This window comes from Micromonospora sp. NPDC005305 (assembly GCF_040607315.1).
Lineage (GTDB): Bacteria > Actinomycetota > Actinomycetes > Mycobacteriales > Micromonosporaceae > Micromonospora.
Map to the genome: position 1 here is coordinate 25,947 of NZ_JBEXGL010000012.1, position 16,168 is coordinate 42,114.

19 protein-coding genes are annotated in these 16,168 nt (G+C 74.1%); 11 read left to right on the forward strand and 8 right to left on the reverse strand.

Features of this window, described 5'->3' with window-relative positions:
• Positions 1-3: 3 nt before the first annotated feature.
• A complete protein-coding gene (locus ABZS80_RS20650) occupies positions 4-531 on the reverse strand; it encodes an SRPBCC family protein (RefSeq protein ID WP_355058051.1) in 528 nt (175 codons plus the stop codon).
• A gap of 2 nt (positions 532-533) precedes the next feature.
• Positions 534-842: a metalloregulator ArsR/SmtB family transcription factor gene (locus tag ABZS80_RS20655; RefSeq protein ID WP_355058053.1), complete on the reverse strand. Its 309-nt coding sequence runs from the start codon at positions 840-842 to the stop codon at positions 534-536.
• Positions 843-930: 88 nt separating this feature from the next.
• Between ABZS80_RS20655 and ABZS80_RS20660 the strand changes: the two genes are divergently transcribed.
• Positions 931-1,860, forward strand: a complete 930-nt coding sequence (locus tag ABZS80_RS20660; protein WP_355058055.1) for an LLM class F420-dependent oxidoreductase — start codon at positions 931-933, stop codon at positions 1,858-1,860.
• 16 nt (positions 1,861-1,876) lie between these two features.
• Here ABZS80_RS20660 and ABZS80_RS20665 read toward each other — a convergent pair whose 3' ends face one another.
• The gene (locus tag ABZS80_RS20665) at positions 1,877-2,245 is read right to left on the reverse strand and encodes a hypothetical protein (RefSeq protein ID WP_355058057.1); all 369 of its coding nucleotides are present in this window, start codon (positions 2,243-2,245) and stop codon (positions 1,877-1,879) included.
• Positions 2,246-2,341: 96 nt separating this feature from the next.
• Here ABZS80_RS20665 and ABZS80_RS20670 point away from each other — a divergent pair, with 96 nt between their 5' ends.
• The 4 genes from ABZS80_RS20670 to ABZS80_RS20685 are packed head-to-tail and all read left to right on the forward strand — an operon-like array spanning position 2,342 to position 6,349.
• Entirely contained in the window at positions 2,342-2,845 is a 504-nt protein-coding gene (locus ABZS80_RS20670; protein WP_355058059.1) for a hypothetical protein, read from the forward strand.
• Positions 2,842-4,068 (forward strand): FAD-binding protein, encoded by a 1,227-nt coding sequence (locus ABZS80_RS20675; RefSeq protein ID WP_355058061.1) that lies wholly within the window; start codon positions 2,842-2,844, stop codon positions 4,066-4,068. The genes ABZS80_RS20670 and ABZS80_RS20675 overlap by 4 nt, the downstream gene beginning before the upstream one ends.
• 53 nt (positions 4,069-4,121) lie before the next feature.
• Positions 4,122-5,651, forward strand: coding sequence for a hypothetical protein (locus ABZS80_RS20680; protein WP_355058063.1), 1,530 nt, complete (start codon positions 4,122-4,124; stop codon positions 5,649-5,651).
• The gene (locus ABZS80_RS20685) at positions 5,648-6,349 is read left to right on the forward strand and encodes an NUDIX hydrolase (RefSeq protein ID WP_355058065.1); all 702 of its coding nucleotides are present in this window, start codon (positions 5,648-5,650) and stop codon (positions 6,347-6,349) included. The genes ABZS80_RS20680 and ABZS80_RS20685 overlap by 4 nt, the downstream gene beginning before the upstream one ends.
• Here the strand turns inward: ABZS80_RS20685 and ABZS80_RS20690 are convergent.
• Complete coding sequence (locus tag ABZS80_RS20690; protein WP_355058067.1) at positions 6,346-7,488, reverse strand: site-2 protease family protein; 1,143 nt, start codon at positions 7,486-7,488, stop codon at positions 6,346-6,348. The two genes, ABZS80_RS20685 and ABZS80_RS20690, sit on opposite strands and share 4 nt — an antisense overlap.
• 83 nt (positions 7,489-7,571) lie before the next feature.
• Here ABZS80_RS20690 and ABZS80_RS20695 point away from each other — a divergent pair, with 83 nt between their 5' ends.
• Both ABZS80_RS20695 and ABZS80_RS20700 read left to right on the forward strand, forming a co-directional pair.
• A complete protein-coding gene (locus ABZS80_RS20695; protein ID WP_355058069.1) occupies positions 7,572-7,856 on the forward strand; it encodes a hypothetical protein in 285 nt (94 codons plus the stop codon).
• The gene (locus ABZS80_RS20700; RefSeq protein ID WP_355058071.1) at positions 7,853-8,263 is read left to right on the forward strand and encodes a hypothetical protein; all 411 of its coding nucleotides are present in this window, start codon (positions 7,853-7,855) and stop codon (positions 8,261-8,263) included. Before ABZS80_RS20695 ends, ABZS80_RS20700 begins: the two co-directional genes overlap by 4 nt.
• 15 nt (positions 8,264-8,278) lie before the next feature.
• Here ABZS80_RS20700 and ABZS80_RS20705 read toward each other — a convergent pair whose 3' ends face one another.
• Together ABZS80_RS20705 and ABZS80_RS20710 are read right to left on the reverse strand one after the other, a co-directional pair.
• Positions 8,279-9,130: an alpha/beta fold hydrolase gene (locus ABZS80_RS20705; RefSeq protein WP_355058073.1), complete on the reverse strand. Its 852-nt coding sequence runs from the start codon at positions 9,128-9,130 to the stop codon at positions 8,279-8,281.
• A 42-nt stretch (positions 9,131-9,172) separates the two neighbouring features.
• Positions 9,173-9,880 carry a TetR/AcrR family transcriptional regulator gene (locus ABZS80_RS20710; protein ID WP_355058075.1) on the reverse strand — a complete coding sequence of 236 codons (708 nt, stop codon included), beginning with the start codon at positions 9,878-9,880 and terminating at the stop codon, positions 9,173-9,175.
• A gap of 59 nt (positions 9,881-9,939) precedes the next feature.
• Between ABZS80_RS20710 and ABZS80_RS20715 the strand changes: the two genes are divergently transcribed.
• Genes ABZS80_RS20715 through ABZS80_RS20730 form a run of 4 tightly spaced genes read left to right on the forward strand, consistent with a single transcriptional unit; the run spans position 9,940 to position 13,466 of the window.
• Complete coding sequence (locus ABZS80_RS20715) at positions 9,940-10,833, forward strand: ABC transporter ATP-binding protein (protein ID WP_355058077.1); 894 nt, start codon at positions 9,940-9,942, stop codon at positions 10,831-10,833.
• Between the two features lie 30 nt (positions 10,834-10,863).
• Entirely contained in the window at positions 10,864-11,670 is an 807-nt protein-coding gene (locus ABZS80_RS20720; protein WP_355058079.1) for an ABC transporter permease, read from the forward strand.
• A 30-nt stretch (positions 11,671-11,700) separates the two neighbouring features.
• Positions 11,701-12,846 carry a sensor histidine kinase gene (locus tag ABZS80_RS20725; protein ID WP_355058081.1) on the forward strand — a complete coding sequence of 382 codons (1,146 nt, stop codon included), beginning with the start codon at positions 11,701-11,703 and terminating at the stop codon, positions 12,844-12,846.
• Entirely contained in the window at positions 12,843-13,466 is a 624-nt protein-coding gene (locus ABZS80_RS20730; RefSeq protein WP_355058083.1) for a response regulator transcription factor, read from the forward strand. Before ABZS80_RS20725 ends, ABZS80_RS20730 begins: the two co-directional genes overlap by 4 nt.
• Before the next feature lie 6 nt (positions 13,467-13,472).
• Here ABZS80_RS20730 and ABZS80_RS20735 read toward each other — a convergent pair whose 3' ends face one another.
• Both ABZS80_RS20735 and ABZS80_RS20740 read right to left on the reverse strand, forming a co-directional pair.
• Positions 13,473-14,387, reverse strand: coding sequence for a L,D-transpeptidase family protein (locus ABZS80_RS20735; RefSeq protein WP_355058085.1), 915 nt, complete (start codon positions 14,385-14,387; stop codon positions 13,473-13,475).
• A gap of 81 nt (positions 14,388-14,468) precedes the next feature.
• Positions 14,469-15,914, reverse strand: a complete 1,446-nt coding sequence (locus tag ABZS80_RS20740) for an alpha-amylase family glycosyl hydrolase (RefSeq protein ID WP_355058087.1) — start codon at positions 15,912-15,914, stop codon at positions 14,469-14,471.
• Positions 15,915-16,168 lie beyond the last annotated feature (254 nt).

Below are 16,168 nucleotides of genomic sequence, written 5' to 3' on the forward strand. Positions count from 1 at the left end.
CCGTCAGTCGCCCAGGCGCTCGTCGTACGCGGCGCGCAGCTCCTCCCAGCCGAACTCCTTGGCCTCGGCGCCGCGGATCGGGCCGACCGGGTCGCCGTCGAGCAGGTGGCCGGCCACGTCGAGGCAGAGATGCCAGCCGGCGGCCATGCTGGCGCCCAGGGCGCGGTCGTCGAAGCGGTGCCGCAGGGTCAGCCGGGTGCCGCCCTCCGTGCCGGCCAGTTCCCAGCGGAGCAGGCCGTCGCCCCAGGTGTACTCCAGCAGGGTGGGCGGCTCGGCCCGGCGTACGGTGGCCGCGTCCGGCCAGCGCCGGTCGCCGTCGACGGTGCTCAGCGTGACCGCGCCGGGCGTGGCCAGGTCGCGGTCGGCGAGGAAGGGCGCCCACTGGGCGAGCCGGTCCGGTTCGGTGAGCGCCGCCCACACCCTGGCCGGCGGGTGCCGCAGGTCGCGGACGAGGACCAGGTCCCACCGGTCGCCGGCCGGCGACCAGGCGACGTCGGCGAGCGGGCCGGGCCGGAAGCTGTCGCGGTCCATGGTCACTCCTCACTGTCGAGGTGGCGTTCGAGGGCGTCGAGGTGGTCGGCCCACATCCGCCGGTACGGCCCGAGCCAGTCGTCCACGGCGCGCAGCGGGCGGACGTCGATCCGGTAGATCCGCTGCTGGGCAGCCGTGCGGCAGCTGACCAGGCCGGCCTCCCGCAGCACCTTGAGGTGCTTGGAGACGGCGGGTTGGCTCATGCCGAGCGCGTCCACGAGGTCGCCGACGCTGCTCTCCGCCCGGCGCAGCCGGTCGAGGATGCGGCGGCGGGTGGGCTCGGCCAGCACGGCGAAGGCATCCCCGGACACCTCCACAATATGCCCCGACGCTCATATGCCTGTCAAGGAATACGAGGGGCGCAGGCGGCGGGCCCGCCTGCTTCCTATGCTCGGGGGCATGGAACTGCGGATCTTCACCGAACCCCAGCAGGGCGCCACGTACGACCAGCTGCTCGCCGTGGCGCGCCTCGCCGAGGAGACGGGCTTCGGCGCCTTCTTCCGCTCCGACCACTACCTGAAGATGGGCTCGGTGAGCGGCGACCCCGGTCCGACCGACGCCTGGACCACCCTGGCCGGCCTGGCCCGGGACACCACCCGGATCCGGCTCGGCACCCTCATGACCGCGGCCACCTTCCGGCTCCCCGGCCCGCTCGCCATCACCGTCGCCCAGATCGACCAGATGAGCGGTGGCCGGGTCGAGCTGGGCATCGGCACCGGCTGGTTCGCCGAGGAGCACACCGCGTACGGCATCCCGTTCCCGCCGCTCGGCGAGCGGTTCGACCGGCTGGAGGAGCAGCTCGCGGTCATCACCGGACTCTGGGAGACGCCGGCCGGGTCGACCTTCGACTTCCCCGGCAAGTACTACCCGGTCAGCGACTCCCCGGCGCTGCCCAAGCCGGTCCAGCAGCCGCGCCCGCCGATCCTGCTCGGCGGCACGGGCCCGAAGCGGACGCCCCGCCTCGCCGCCCGGTACGCCGACGAGTTCAACCTGCCGTTCGCCTCGGTCGAGGACTCGGCCGCGCAGTTCCACCGGGTGAAGGACGCCTGCGCCGAGGCCGGCCGGGACCCGTCGAGCATGACCTGGTCCAACGCCCTGGTGCTCTGCTGCGGGCGGGACGACGCCGAGGTGGCCCGGCGCGCCGCGGCCATCGGCCGGGAGCCCGCGGAGCTGCGGGAGAACGGCGCGGCGGGCACGCCCGCCGAGGTCGTCGACAAGCTCGGCCGGTACGCGGAGATCGGCAGCGAGCGGGTCTACCTCCAGGTGCTCGACCTGGCCGACCTGGACCACCTGGAGCTGGTCGCCGCCGAGGTGATGCGGCAGGTGTGAGCGAGTCGGGCCCGGCTCAGTGGGCCGGGCCGCGGCGCACCGTGTCGAGCCGGCCGTCCCGGTCGCTGTCCAGGTAGGTCACGTCCGGGACGCCGTCGCCGTCCAGGTCGACCTGCACCATGTCGGCCACCCCGTCGCCGTCGAGGTCGGTCACCACCTCGACCGACCCGTCCAGGTGACGGGAGACGATCGAGCGTCCTTCGGCGGCCCGGGGCGGCGGCCCAGGCCGCGGGACCGGGTCGGGTTCGGGCTCCGGGGTCGGCGCCGGCACCGGGGCCGTGGCGTACGCCGCCTCGGCCGGATCCGGGCCGACGCCGGTCGGGTCGATCTCCTCCTCCGACGGGTACACGTCGCCCTGGAGGGTCGGGTCGCGGTAGCTGCTCATGCCCACAGGGTGCCCTACCCGGCGGCGGGGCAACCACGCCTTGCGCGATTGGCGGATGATGCACGCGGACACCGGCGACCCGAACGGGGGGACGACATGGAGCTGCACCGGAACCGAGGGGCCCTGCCGCTGGCCGTCGTCTGCGTGGCGGGCGGGGTCATGGTGCTCGCCGTCGCCGGTGACGGGCCGGTGCTGCGGATGCTGGTCGCCCTGGGTGTCGTGGCGGTCGGCGTGACCGTGCTCGTCGGCGCGCTGCGGCCATTCCGCTGCGTGCTCGGCCCGGAGGGGCTGGAGGTGCGCCGGCCCGGCCTGCGCGGGACGTACCAGTGGGAGCAGTTCGCGGCGCTCGCCCTCGACGACGCGGGCCGGCTGGTCGGCGTGCCCGCGGCCGGGCTGCCGCCGGGCCCGCGGGTCACCGCCCGGCACCCGGGCGACGGCCGTCCCGCCGTCGAGCTGCTCGACCTCCGCCAGGTGCGGGAGAGCCCCGACGAGGTGACGGCGGCGCTGGTCCGCTACGCGGGGGACCGGTTCACCGACGCCCGCACCGGGCCGGCCGGCGCGGACGAGGACACCAGCACCGACCGGGAGGCCACCGCGTGACCGGCACCAACTGGGCGGGCAACGTCACCTGGTCCGCGCGCGCCCGCCACGAGCCCGCCACCCTCGACGAACTGCGCCGGCTGGTGGCCCGGGCGGACCGGGTCCGGGCGGTGGGCACCGGGCACTCGTTCAACCGGCTCGGCGACACCACCGGCGAGCAGGTGTCGGTGGCCGGGCTGCCGCCGACCGTCGCACTCGACCGCGACCGGGGCACCGTCACCGTCGCGGCCGGGCTGCGCTACGGCGATCTGGCCACCGCGCTGTTCGCCGAGGGGTACGCCCTGGCGAACCTCGCGTCGCTGCCGCACATCTCGGTGGCCGGGGCGGTCGCCACCGCCACCCACGGCTCCGGACCGGCCAACGGCAACCTGGCCACCGCCGTGGCCGCGCTGGAACTGGTCACCGCCGACGGTGACCTGCTCACGGTGGACCGCGCCGACCCCCGGTTCGCCGGGATGGTGGTCCACCTCGGCGCGCTGGGCGTGGTCACCCGGCTCACCCTCGACGTGGTGCCCGCCTTCGAGGTGCGGCAGTACGTCCGTCTCGGCCTGCCCCGGGCGGCACTGGACACCGCGCTCGACGCGGCCTACAGCGTGAGCGTCTTCACCGGCTGGCGGTCGCCCCGGTTGGACCAGGTGTGGCTCAAGCAGCGGGCCGACCAGCCGCCGCCCCCGGCGGACTGGCTGGACACGCGCGCGGCCGACACCCCCCGGCACCCGGTGCCCGGGATGCCGGGGGAGACCTGCACGGCCCAGTTCGGCGCGCCCGGGCCGTGGCACGAGCGGCTGCCGCACTTCCGGCTCGGCTTCACCCCGAGCAGCGGCGACGAACTCCAGTCCGAGTGGCACGTGGCCCGCTCCGACGCCGCCGCGGCGCTGGCCGCACTCGACCCGGCGGCGGCGCGGATCGCCGCCGTGCTCCAGGTCTGCGAGCTGCGTACGGTGGCCGCCGACGGGTTGTGGCTCAGCCCGAACCACGAGCGGGACAGCCTGGCCGTCCACTTCACCTGGATCGGCGACCCGGCGGCGGTGGCGCCGGTGCTGGCCGAGGTGGAGGAGCGGCTCGCCCCGTTCGCCGCGCGCCCGCACTGGGGCAAGTTGTTCACCCGCGACCCGGCCGCCTGCTATCCGCGCCACGGCGACTTCCGCGCCCTGCTGCGCGAGTTCGACCCGGCCGGCAAGTTCCGCACAGCGTTGCTGGACCGTTACTTCCCGCGATACTGACCTACCCGCGGGTCACCCGTAGCCTATGGGCCGATCATCCACGGTGGACAGCGGTGAGGGAGAAGATGGTGCAGGAGACCTCCGGGCCGGGCGGGCTGGTCCGCGTCGACAACCGGGCGCTGTCCCGGATCAGCGTCGTCGCGCAGTGCCTGGACAACCAGTGGGTCACCCGCGACCTGCTGGAGCACATGGTGAGCCGCCGGCTCTCCTACGCCGAGGTGGAGCAACGGCGTCGGCAGGACGCGCGGGCCGAGTACCTCCGCTCGATCCTCAACGCCGAGCAGGTCATCGTGAACCGGGCGTACTTCTTCAACAACCCGGTCGTCTACCAGGACTTCGCCGAGCGCGGCCCGCAGCGCGACGCGGTCCGGGCCCTGCTGGACGAGAGCGTGCTGGTGCCCTTCCTGCTCCGCGAGGGCTCGCCCGCGGACGAGCCGCGGTTCACCGTCGACCGGGTCGGCTGGGACGCCTGGCGGAGCCTGCTCGGGGACCTCGACCAGATCCGGTGCCTCCGGCTGAGCTGGGACGACGCCGAGAACGAGGAGTGCACCCAGCGGCTGATGTTCGAGGAGTTCCACCGCTTCCTGCTGCAGGTGCGCGGCTTCAACCTCGACGCCCTGCGCCGCGACCTCGGCCTCGACGGGGAGAGCATCCCGGCGCTGCGGGAACGGCTGCGGGAGGTGACCCTGTGGGCCGCGGACACCGACCGGGCCGACCGGGAGGGGTTCTACCGGCAGTTCCTCGTCGAGCCGGGCAGCGACCCCGCGCAGGGCCGGTTCCGGTCGGCGCCGCTCGTGGCGGAGCTCAAGCAGCTCATCGACCTGCGGTACAACACCACCGTGCCCGACGCCGTGGAGCGTTTCGCGCTGATCCCCACCGACTCGCTGCGGCGCACCGCCCTCCAGGAGCGGCCGCCGGTGCGGGCGGCCCGCCCCACCGAGGAGGGCGCCCCGCGGGCCGACCTGGAACAGCTCGTGGAACTGCTGCGGACGCTGCGGCCCCAGGCCTTCGACCTGGCCCTGTCCCCGCTGCGCATCGACCTGACCGGGCTGGAACTGGCGCACGTGCGGCAGGCGCGGGGCACCGACGAGTGGCGCCGCTACCTGGTCGCGCTGGAGTCGCTGCTCGACGACCCGACCGACTTCGTGGCCCGCGGCCAGCTGGTGTACGACCGCTACCTGGCCCTCGCCGGCCGGCTCGCGGAGTTCGTCGGCGAGCGGCGTCGCAGCCGGATGCGGATCTGGCAGCCGGTCGTCCGGATCACCATCGAGGTCCTCGGCGCCTCCGCCTCGCTCATCTACGACGGTGACCCGCGGCTGGAGGTCGTCGGCGACGTCGCCACCGAGGTCGCCTCCCGGGGCACCGACGCGGTGCTCCGCTTCGCCGTCGTGGGCCGCGACCAGCGCCGCGCCGAGAACGAGCTGGCCACCGGCATCGACGTGATGCGGGTCCGGCTGGAGCGGGCCCGCGAGGACTGGCGCGAACTCGTCGCCCGGCTGCGGGAGGGCGGCTTCCCGGTGGTCGACGGCGACGCCGACCGCGACTCCGAACCCAACATCGACCGGCCCCGGGAGGGCGAATGAGTGAGGCTCCGGACGACCTCCGCTACCGGGAGTTGCGCGACCGGCTGCCGGAACTGTTCGTCAACCCGCCCGGCGCCGCCGTGGAGATCCTGGTCGACCCCGCCGAGGTGGCCGCCGCGGAACGGGCCAAGGTCGAGGCGCTGCGCGCGCGGGGCCTGCCCGAGGAGTGGGGCCGGAGCGGGGTCGCGTACCAGGACGAGTGGCTCACCCTGCTGCGGGATCCGGTCCGGTTTCCCGGTGGCGCGCTCGGCACCTACATCCGCGCGGTCTCGATGGGCGGCACGTACGGCGTCGTGCTCCTGCCGGTGCTCGACGGCGCGGTGGTGCTCATCGAGCACTTCCGGCACGCGACCCGGCGGTGGCACCTGGAGGCGCCGCGCGGGTTCGGGGAGCCCGGCGTGCCGGCCGAGGAGCAGGCGGCCCGGGAGTTGCGCGAGGAGATCGGCGCGGAGGTCGTCCGCCTGGTCGACCTGGGCGTGCTGCACCCGGACACCGGCAGCTCCACCGACGAGGTCCGGCTCTTCCTCGCGGAGGTGGCGGCGGTGGGGGAGCCCGACGCGCGCGAGGGCATCCGGGCCCTGCGGCGCTGCCCGCCGGCCGAGGTCGGCGCGCTCATCCGGGACGGGGTGCTCACCGACTCGTTCACCATCGCGGCCTGGACCCGGGCGCACCTGCGCGGCCTGCTGGGCGACGGCTAGGAGCGGCCGGCCGCCGTCTGCTCGCGCATGCTGCCGCGCTGCACCGCCCGGCTGATGTCGCTGGGCGAGACGATCCCGACCAGCCGGTGGTCGGTGACCACGAGCGCGCGGCCGTCGGCGCACTGGCTGAGCCGGGGGAGCAGGTCGTTGAGCTGCTCGTCCGGGCTGGCGAGCACCAGCTCGTCGGCCCGGCAGGCGACCTCGGCCAGGGTGGTCGCGGCGCGCCGGTCGGCCGGGACGCCGCGGACCCGGTCGAGGGTGACCAGCCCGATCGGCCGCCCCTCGTCGGCCAGCGGCAGCGCCGAATGCCGGTACGCGAAGAGGTAGTGGTCGACGAAGTCGGCGACGGTCATCTCCCCGGAGGCGGTCTGCGGCTGCGGGGTCATCACCTCGGCGACCCGGATGCCGCGCAGCGCGCTGCCCATCCGGGCCTGGCGCTCCTCCATGGTGGCGGCGCCGATCAGGAACCAGCCGATGAGGGCCAGCCAGAGCCCGCCCGCCCCGCTGCCGGCCAGGAACTGCCAGAGCCCCAGCCCGATCAGCAGCGCGCCGAGGACCCAGCCGGCCCGGGCGGCCACCACGGCCGCCTTCGTCCGGTCGCCGGTGGCCTTCCACACCGCCGCGCGCAGCAGCCGGCCGCCGTCCAGCGGGGCGGCCGGCAGCACGTTGAAGATCGCCAGCAGCACGTTGATGCCGGCCAGCCAGGACAGCGCGCCGAGCAGCAGGCCGTGCGAGCCGGCCAGGGCGAGCACCACCGCTATGACGCCGAAGAAGACGCCGATGATCAGGCTGACCAGCGGGCCCACCCCGGCGATGCGCAGCTCGGCGCCCGGGTCCCGGGCCTCGCCCTTCAGCTCGGAGACGCCGCCGAAGAGCCAGAGCGTGATCCCCTCGACCTCGATGCCGTTGCGCTTGGCGACCACCGCGTGCGCCACCTCGTGGGCGAGCAGGCCGAGGAAGAAGACCACCGCGGCGGCCAGCCCGGCGGCCCAGTACGCCACGGCCGAGTGCCCCGGGTACGCGCGCGGGAACTGGCTGGCGGACAGCGCCCACGCGATCAGCAGGAAGATGACCAGGACGCTCCAGTTGACCCCGACGGGTACCCCCGCGATCCGGCCAAGCCGGAAGCTCGCCCTCATGACCCCGTCATACCCCCGCCCCGCCCCGCCATGCGTCGCGAGTCGGTCCACCCGGCCCGGTATGCACTCGCTATGCTCTGAGTATGACGCGGCGCATCACCATCAGCCTCCCCGACGACGTTGCCGAATACGTCGAACGGTCCCAGGGCAGCACGTCCGGGTTCATCGCCGATGTCCTCCGCCGCAAGATGCGGGCGGACGGGCTGCGGGCCCGCTGGGCCGGGCTGGGCTACGCGGTCACCGACGAGGATGTGGAGCGCGCCCGGCGGCACCTGTCACAGCAGCCGGTGATCAGCGACGACCAGCACGAACGGAACCTGGAGTGGCTGCGCCAGTTCGGTGACGACTCGGGTGCGGCCGCGGCGTGAACGGGCTGGTTCTGGACACCTCCGCCCTGCTCGCCTATGCCTCCGGCGACAGTGTCGAGCCGGGCGCGCTGCTCGTCCTCGCCGAGGAGGACCCTGAGCAGCAGGTGTGGATCCCGGCGCTCTGCCTGGGGCAGGCGCAGCTCCAACTCGCCGGGACACCCGCCACCGACCTGATCGACCTCCTCCTGGACGCCGATCGGGACATCCGGATCGCCGTCTACGACGGCCCGACCAGCCGCCGGGTCGCCCGGCTCGCCGCGAGCTTCAAGGTCCCGCTGGACGTGGCCCACGCCGTCGCCACAGCCATCCTTTGCCGCTGCTACCTGGTCACCCGCGACGCCGAGACGATCGCTGCCGCGGCACCTCCCGGACTGGAGATCCTCGACATCGCTCAGTCCTGGGAGTGACCTGGGGCGGTGCGGTCAGCGGCGGTTCGGGGCCGTGCTGACGACGGTCGGCGAGTACTCGTTGGCCGCCTCCACAGCCCACTCCAGCGCGAAGTCGGCCTCCTCCTCCCAGCCGGGCTCGCCGCCGACGAAGTGCGACCGGCCGGGGAACTCCCGGTAGCTGGTGATCGCCGTCGAGCCCCGGTAGAGGTTGGCCACCGAGGACGCCAGCGAGGCCGGCACCACGTGGTCCTCGCCGCCGGCCGTCACCAGCAGCGGCGCCCGGTCGGACCGTTTGGTGTCCGCCGCCGTCGCCGAGTTCGGGTCCAGGTTGGCGAACGCCCCCTCGAAGAAGACGTGGCCCGCGGCGGGCACCGCGTACCGCTCCCAGGCGGCGTCGGAGTCCTCCGGGCTGATCGTGTTGCCGAAGGTGTACCGGAAGTCCTCGGGCGTGAACGCCACGGCGCGGTACCGGTTCGCCGGGTTGCGCAGGATGGGGAACCCGGAGCGCAGCGTGCTGAGCGGTAGCTTCAGCACGCCCTTCACCGGCGCGGGGTGCAGGCCGACGACGGCGGCGCCGAGGCCCCGGCTCAGCAGCAGTTGCGCGATGAGACCGCCGAACGAGTGCCCCATGATGATCGGCGGCCGGGGCAGGTCCCGGATGATCGCCGTGTAGTGGTCGACGATGCCGGCGATCCGCTGCGCGGCGATCGGCGTCGGGTCCTCCCGCAGCCGCTCGACGTCCTGGTCCATGCCCGGCCAGGCGGGGGTGAGCACCTGGAAGCCGCGCGCCGCGTAGCGGTCGACCCAGTGCTCCCAGCTGCGCGAGGTCATCCAGAGCCCGTGGATCAGGACGACGGTGTCGACCCGTGCCGTCGGTGCGCTCATGCCCTGACCTCCCGGTGCGTCGACGAGTGACGTCGGCGCTGCTTACCCGGCCGGGCCGCCCTCACTCCCGGCCGCGACGTGGGTGGCGAGGCCCTGGATCAGCAGGTCGAGGCCGAACTCGAAGCGGGTGTCGCCGTCGCCGGCGAGCAGCACGTCCACGTGCTCCCGCACGTGCGGGTACCGCCCCGCCGGCAGGTTCCGGTAGTACGTGCTGAGCTGCTCGCGCATCCGGGCCCACCACGTCGGCTGGTCCTGACCGGCGGCCCGGACCTTCTCGGCGTACAGGGCGCCCTCGTAGGCGTCGCCGGCGATGTAGAGGAAGAGTCGGTCGAGGAACCACGCCGCCTGCTGGGCCGGCACGCCGCCGCTGCGGAGAACGGCGAGCAGCCCGTCGGTGACCCGCAGGGCGTTCGGACCGGTGGGGATGGTGGCCAGGGAGGCCAGCGCCAGGTCGGTGTGCGCGGCGTAGACCCGGTACGCCTGCCGGGCCACCTCGCGGACCTGCTGCGTCCAGCGGCCCGGGTCGGGCTCGGGCACGGTGATGTCCGTGCTGACCCGGTCGACGAGCAGTTCGAGCAGCTCCTCGCGCCCGGAGACGTGGGCGTAGAGGGAGGCTGGTCCGGTGCTCAGCTCCTGGGCCACCCGCCGCATGCTGAGCCCGCCCAGCCCTTCCCGGCTGAGCACGGCGAGGGCGGCGTCGACCACCGCAGGGGGCCGGTGGCGGCCACTGACCGCCCTGACAAATGTCACGGTCGGAAGGTGACGACCGCTCCGGGGACCGGCCGGCCGGTTCCCGGAGCATCGTTGTCATGACCGACACCCCACCGGCCGTCGAGCTGGCCGGACTCACCAAGACCTTCGGCCCGGTGACCGCCGTCGACGGGCTCAGCCTCCGGATCGAACCGGGCGAGGTGGTGGCCTTCCTCGGCCCCAACGGCGCCGGCAAGACCACCACCGTGGACATGCTGCTCGGGCTGGCCCGCCCGGACGCCGGCACCGTCCGGCTCTTCGGCGGCACGCCCGGCGACGCCGTCCGGCTCGGCCGCGTCGCCGCCGTGATGCAGACCGGCGGCCTGCTCAAGGACCTCACCGTCGCCGAGACGGTACGGATGACCGCGCACTTCTACGGCCAGTCCCGGCCGGCGACCGAGGTGCTGGAGCGGGCCGGCATCGCCGACATCGCCGACCGTGCGGTGGGCAAGTGCTCCGGCGGCCAGCAGCAGCGGCTGCGCTTCGCCCTGGCGCTGCTGCCCGACCCCGACCTGATGGTGCTCGACGAGCCGACCACCGGGATGGACGTCGAGGGGCGGCGGGACTTCTGGCAGGCCATCCGGGCCGACGCCCGCTCCGGCCGGACCGTCCTGTTCGCCACCCACTACCTGGACGAGGCCGACGCGTACGCGGACCGGATCGTCCTGGTCCGCCAGGGCCGGGTGGTCGCCGACGGCACCACCGCCGAGATCAAGAACCTGGCCGCCGGCCGGGTGGTGCGGGCCACCCTGCCGGGCGCCGACCAGACCGCGCTCGCGGCGCTGCCCGGCGTGCAGTCCGTCGAGGTGCGCGGCGACGCCGTGCTGGTCCACACCGAGGACTCCGACGTCGTCGCCCGGCACCTGCTGACCCGGACCGACGCGTGGGACCTGGAGATCACCTCGCGCAACCTCGAGGACGCCTTCCTCGCCCTGACCACCGCCGTCGCCTGACCGCCGCCCGCGTCGAATCCGGAGCCTGAGATGACCGTCACCGCCCCGTCCGCCACCACCACGCCCGACCGGGCCGGGACCCGCCGGCCCCCCGCGCTGGGCGGTTTCTCCGCCCCCGTGCTCGGCATCGAGATCCGCCGGGTGCTGCGCAACCGCCGCACGCTGGTGTTCATCCTGGTCATGCCGGCGGTGTTCTTCCTGCTGTTCGGCCTGCCGCAGCGGGGGCAGAACCTGGACAACGGCCTGCCCGTCACCGCCTGGATCATGATCAGCCTGGCCGTCTACGCGGCCATGGTCGCCACCACGAGCGCCGGCGCGGCGGTCGCCACCGAGCGGGCGCTGGGCTGGAGCCGGCAGCTGCGGCTCACCCCGCTGCGCCCGGCCGCGTACGTGGCGACGAAGGTGGCCACCGCCATGGTGCTCGGCCTGCTCGGCGTGCTGGTCGAGTTCGTCGTGGGCGCCGCCTCCGGCGTGCGGATGCCGGCGCACGTCTGGATCGAGTCCGGCCTGACCGCCTGGATCGGTTCGCTCGTCTTCGCCGCCCTCGGCCTCTTCGTCGGCTACCTGGCCCCGGCCGAGAACGTCATGCAGTTCATGGGCCCCGTGCTGGCCATCCTGGCGATGCTCGGCGGGCTGTTCGTCCCGCTCGAGATCCTGCCCCACGCCATGCAGCAGATCGCCAAGTTCACCCCGGTGTACGGGGTCGGCCAGCTCGCCCGGTCACCGCTGACCGGGGCCGGGCTGGACTGGGCGGCGGTCGGCAACGTGGCCGCCTGGACCGCCTTCTTCGGCCTCGGCGCGGCCCGGCTGTTCCGCCGCGACACCACCCGCGTCTGACCCACGCCGACGGGGGCTAGCGTGTTCACGATGCACCTTCCGTGGGACCGGAGCTACCTGGCGACCCGCCACTGGCGGTTCACCGGCTGGCTGCTGGCCGCGGTCTGGCTCTTCTTCCTCAACATTCCGCTGCTCGCCGCCCTGCATCAGCCGGAGGTCTGGCGGCGGGTGGTGGGCGCGGGGACGCTGGTCGTCTTCGGTGTCTGCTACGTGCTCGTCTTCCAGTGGGCCCGGGCCCACCGGCTGGAGCACCGGGCCATCCCGCTCGTCCCGGCCTGGGCCGCCCTGGCGCTGCTGGTCGGGCTCGGCATCGCCGGCATACCGGGCACCGGTGGCGACTGGCTGACCACGCTGGTCTTCGTCGCCGCGGCGGCGGTGTTCCTGCTGCCGGGCTGGCAGGCGCTGCCGGTCGTGGCGCTGGCCGCGCTGACCCCACCGGTGACGGCCGCGCTGGTCCCCGGCTGGGAGGCGGAGGGCACCGTGATCTTCGCCGTCCTGCTCGCCTCGTTCGCCATGTTCGGGGTGACCCGGCTGACCCAGCGCAACGCCGAACTCCAGGGCGCCCAGCAGGAGATCCGCCGGCTGGCGGTGGCCGAGGAACGAGCCCGGACCGCGCGCGACCTGCACGACATCCTCGGGCATTCGCTGACCGTGGTGGCGGTCAAGGCGGAGCTGGCCGGGCGGCTGCTGGAGCTGGATCCGGCCCGGGCGGCCACCGAGGTCGCCGACATCGAGCGGCTCGCCCGGCAGGCCCTCGCCGACGTGCGGGGCACCGTCGGGGCGTACCGCGGGGTGAGCCTGGCGACGGAACTGGCCGGCGCCCGATCGGCGCTGGCCGCCGCGGGCATCGTCGCGGACCTGCCGGAGTCGGTGCCGTCGCTGCCAGCCGAGCGGGACCAGCTGTTCGGCTGGACGGTCCGCGAGGGGGTGACCAACGTGGTCCGGCACAGCGGCGCCCGGCGCTGCGAGATCCGGGTCGACCCGACGGCCGTGGAGATCCGCGACTACGGCCGGGGACCGGACGGCGACGCGGAGACGGCCGGTCACGGCCTGGTCGGGCTCCGCGAGCGGGCCCGGCGGTTGGACGCCACGGTCACCGTCGGCCGCCCGCGCGACGGGCGCGGCTTCCTGCTCCGGGTGACGCTGCCCGACGACGGACAGGGGACGACCGGATGACCGAACCGATCCGGCTGCTGCTCGCCGACGACCAGGCGCTGGTCCGCGGCGCCCTGGCCGCGCTGCTGTCGCTGGAGCCGGACCTCACCGTCGTGGCCGAGGTGGCGCGGGGCGACGAGGTGGTGCCCGAGGCGCTGCGCACCCGGCCCGACGTGGCCTTGCTGGACGTGGAGATGCCCGGCCTGGACGGGGTCGCGGCGGCCGCGGCGCTGCGGGCCGCGCTGCCCGGCTGCCGGGTGCTCGTGGTGACCACCTTCGGTCGGCCCGGCTACCTGCGCCGGGCCATGGAGGCGGGCGCGAACGGCTTCGTGGTCAAGGACACCCCGGCCCGCCAGCTCGCCGACGCGGTCCGCCGGGTGCACGCCGGGCTGCGGGTGGTCGACCCCACGCTCGCCGCGGAGACCCTGGCCAGCGGGGCGAGCCCGCTCACCGACCGGGAGACCGAGGTGCTGCGCACGGCCCGGGGCGGCGGCACGGTGGCGGAGCTGGCGGCGACGCTGCACCTCTCCGAGGGGACGGTGCGCAACCACCTCTCCGCGGCGATCGGCAAGACCGGCGCCCGGAACCGGGCCGACGCGGTGCGGGTGGCCGAGGAGAACGGCTGGCTGCTCGGCGACTGAGCCGGCTCAGGCGGTGGCCGGCGGGGTGGGGAGCTGGTCCACCACCACGACCGCGGTGCCCGGGCGCAGCTCCGCGAGGAGCTGCCGCTGGCCGCTGCGGGTGAGCCGGATGCAGCCGTTGGTGACGTTCTTGCCGAGCGTCGCGTCGGTGTACCAGCTGTGCAGTCCGATGTGGGCGCCGCGCAGACCGGTGGGCACCGCGTCCGGGTCGTCGGGGATCGCGCCGAGGGCGAAGATGTCCACCCCGCCGTAGACGTCCTGCGGGGGCGGGGTGCGGCCCAGCACGAAGGTGCGGCCGAGCGGGGTCAGCTGGCCGGACATGCCGAGGCTGACCTCCCAGGAGCGCACGGCGCGGCCGTCCCGGTACCAGGTGAGCCGGTGCGGGCGGCGTTCCACCACGATCTGGTCGCGCAGCGCCACGATGCTCCAGCCGCCGGCCGGCAGCCAGGCGATCCGTCGGTTGGCCGAGGGGAGCAGGACGGCGGTCCAGCCCACCCGTCGCTCGACGATCGGCACGGTCAGCTCGACGCCGCTGATGGTGGGGGCGAGGAACGCCAGCGGCCGGCCGCCCGGCGCGTCGTACGCGGCCACGGTGCGGGTCGGCGTGACCCCCTCGTTCAGCGGGCGGGGGTCGGCCGGGCCGGGGTCGGCGGGGAATCCGCCGGGCGCCGGGTCGTAGGTGACCACCGGCAGGTCGTCCGGTGCGGGCGCGGCGGCCGGCACGGACTCCTCGGGGGACGGGCTCGGCTCGTCGGGTGCGGGCGGCACCTCCGCGACGGGCGCGCCGGCGACCGGCGTCGGGGCCGGACCGGCGGTGAGGCTCCGCCCGACCAGCAGCGCGGCCGCCAGCAGCACCGGTACGCCGACCGCGGCGAGCAGCCAGCCGAACGTCCAGCGCGAGAACAATCGGTCAAACAGCACGATCAATACTGTAATCGGGCGAGAGGTCCCCCGTGCCGCGAAACGGCGGCGCGGGGGACCCCGGGTTCGGCGAGGTGCGGGTCAGGACAGCTTCGCGCCGACGTGGATGGCCACCGCGTCGTGGGCGTTGACGGTGGCGGCGAACCAGCCGCCGGCGTCCACGGTGATCACCGGGCCGCTGCACGAGCCGTTGCTGAAGTCGCCGTGGACGACGTCGCAGTAGCGCCCGGCCGGCAGGCCCGTGTAGTAGGAGCGGCCGCTGATCGCGAAGTCCTCGTCGTTGATGGTCAGGTAGCCCTTGCCGGCCCGGCTGAACGCGATGTGCTGCCAGCCGTTGTCGTACCAGTTGGCGACGCCGGCGCCCTGGGTGGCGTTGGCGAAGCCGACCATGTTGGCGATGACCCGCCAGCGGTGCTCGCACTCCCAGCCCGAGTAGCAGGTGGTGTTCGACGTCCTGTTGCCGGCGTCCGAGGGTGGGCCCTGGTCCTTGTTGCCGAACGTGTAGCTGGACATCACGGCCGGGGTGCCGTAGGGCCAGGCGAGCATGAAGGCGTTCGCGAGGGCGTACTCGCCGCGGTCGCGGTAGGTCAGCACGCCGCCGTCGCGCTGGGTGTCGTGGTTGTCGGTGAAGACCACCGCCGAGCCGCCGGGCAGGTAACCCCAGGACTCCCCGAAGTTCCTCAGGTACGCCAGCCGCTCGCTGTTGAACATCCGGGCCAGGTCCTTGCCGTACCGGAACTCGTGTACGTCACCGTTGCCGGTGTACTCGGTCGGCTGGATCGGCTCGCCGGCGCCGTAGATGACCTCCTGCACGAGGTACGCCGAGCGGGACAGCTTCCCCCTGATCGCGGCGATGTCCGCGGCCGGCATGTGCTTGCTGGCGTCCAGCCGGAAACCGTCGACCCCGAGCGAGAGCAGGTCGTTGAGGTACGCGGCGAGCCGGGTGCGGACGTAGTCCGACTCGGTCTTCAGGTCGGCGAGGTTGACCAGTTCGCAGTTCTGCACCTCGTACCGGTCGCCGTAGTTGGCGATGTCGTTGTTGCCGTTGCGGCCGCAGTAGTGGAAGTCCTGGCTGGAGTAGGTGCCGGGGTAGTCGTAGTGCCCGAAGCCGCTGCCGGCCCACCCGGTGCCGCCGTTGTCCTGGCCGGACATGTGGTTGACGACGGCGTCGACGATGACCTTCACGCCGGCGTTGTGGCAGGTGTTCACCATCGCCTGGAACTGGGCGCGGGTGCCCTTGCGGGACTCGATCCGGTAGCTGACCGGCTGGTAGGCCACCCACCACTGGTTGCCGCGGACGTGTTCCTGCGGCGGGGAGACCTGGACGTAGCCGTAGCCCTTCGGGCCGAGAGTGCTCGTGCACTCGCTGGCCACCGAGGCCCAGTTCCACTCGAAGAGCTGGACGATGACCTTCTTGCTGCCGGGCGTGGCCGCGGCGGCCGGGGGAGCCGCCACGGTGGTCGGGACGAGCAGGCTGGCGGCCAGGCCCAGGGCTAGGGCAGCCGCGCGGCATCGACGTCGATGCATCGGGACTCCTGAGGGGTGTGCGGCGCGGGGGAAGGTTCCAGTGCCGGCTTGCTGCAAGTCGGCCTGAAATTTTCGGCAAGGTTACAAGCGTGTTGCAAGAAATGTCAACGGATGGACATGCGTCGTTGCGTCAGGCGCCACACGCGCCCCGGGGCCGGACGGTTCGACGGATCGGCGGAGAAATTCGCCACCGGAGGTGATCCGCCCGTGCCGTCCGTCCGTACTGGAGAGGGGAGCAGGGTCGGTCGGTGGGG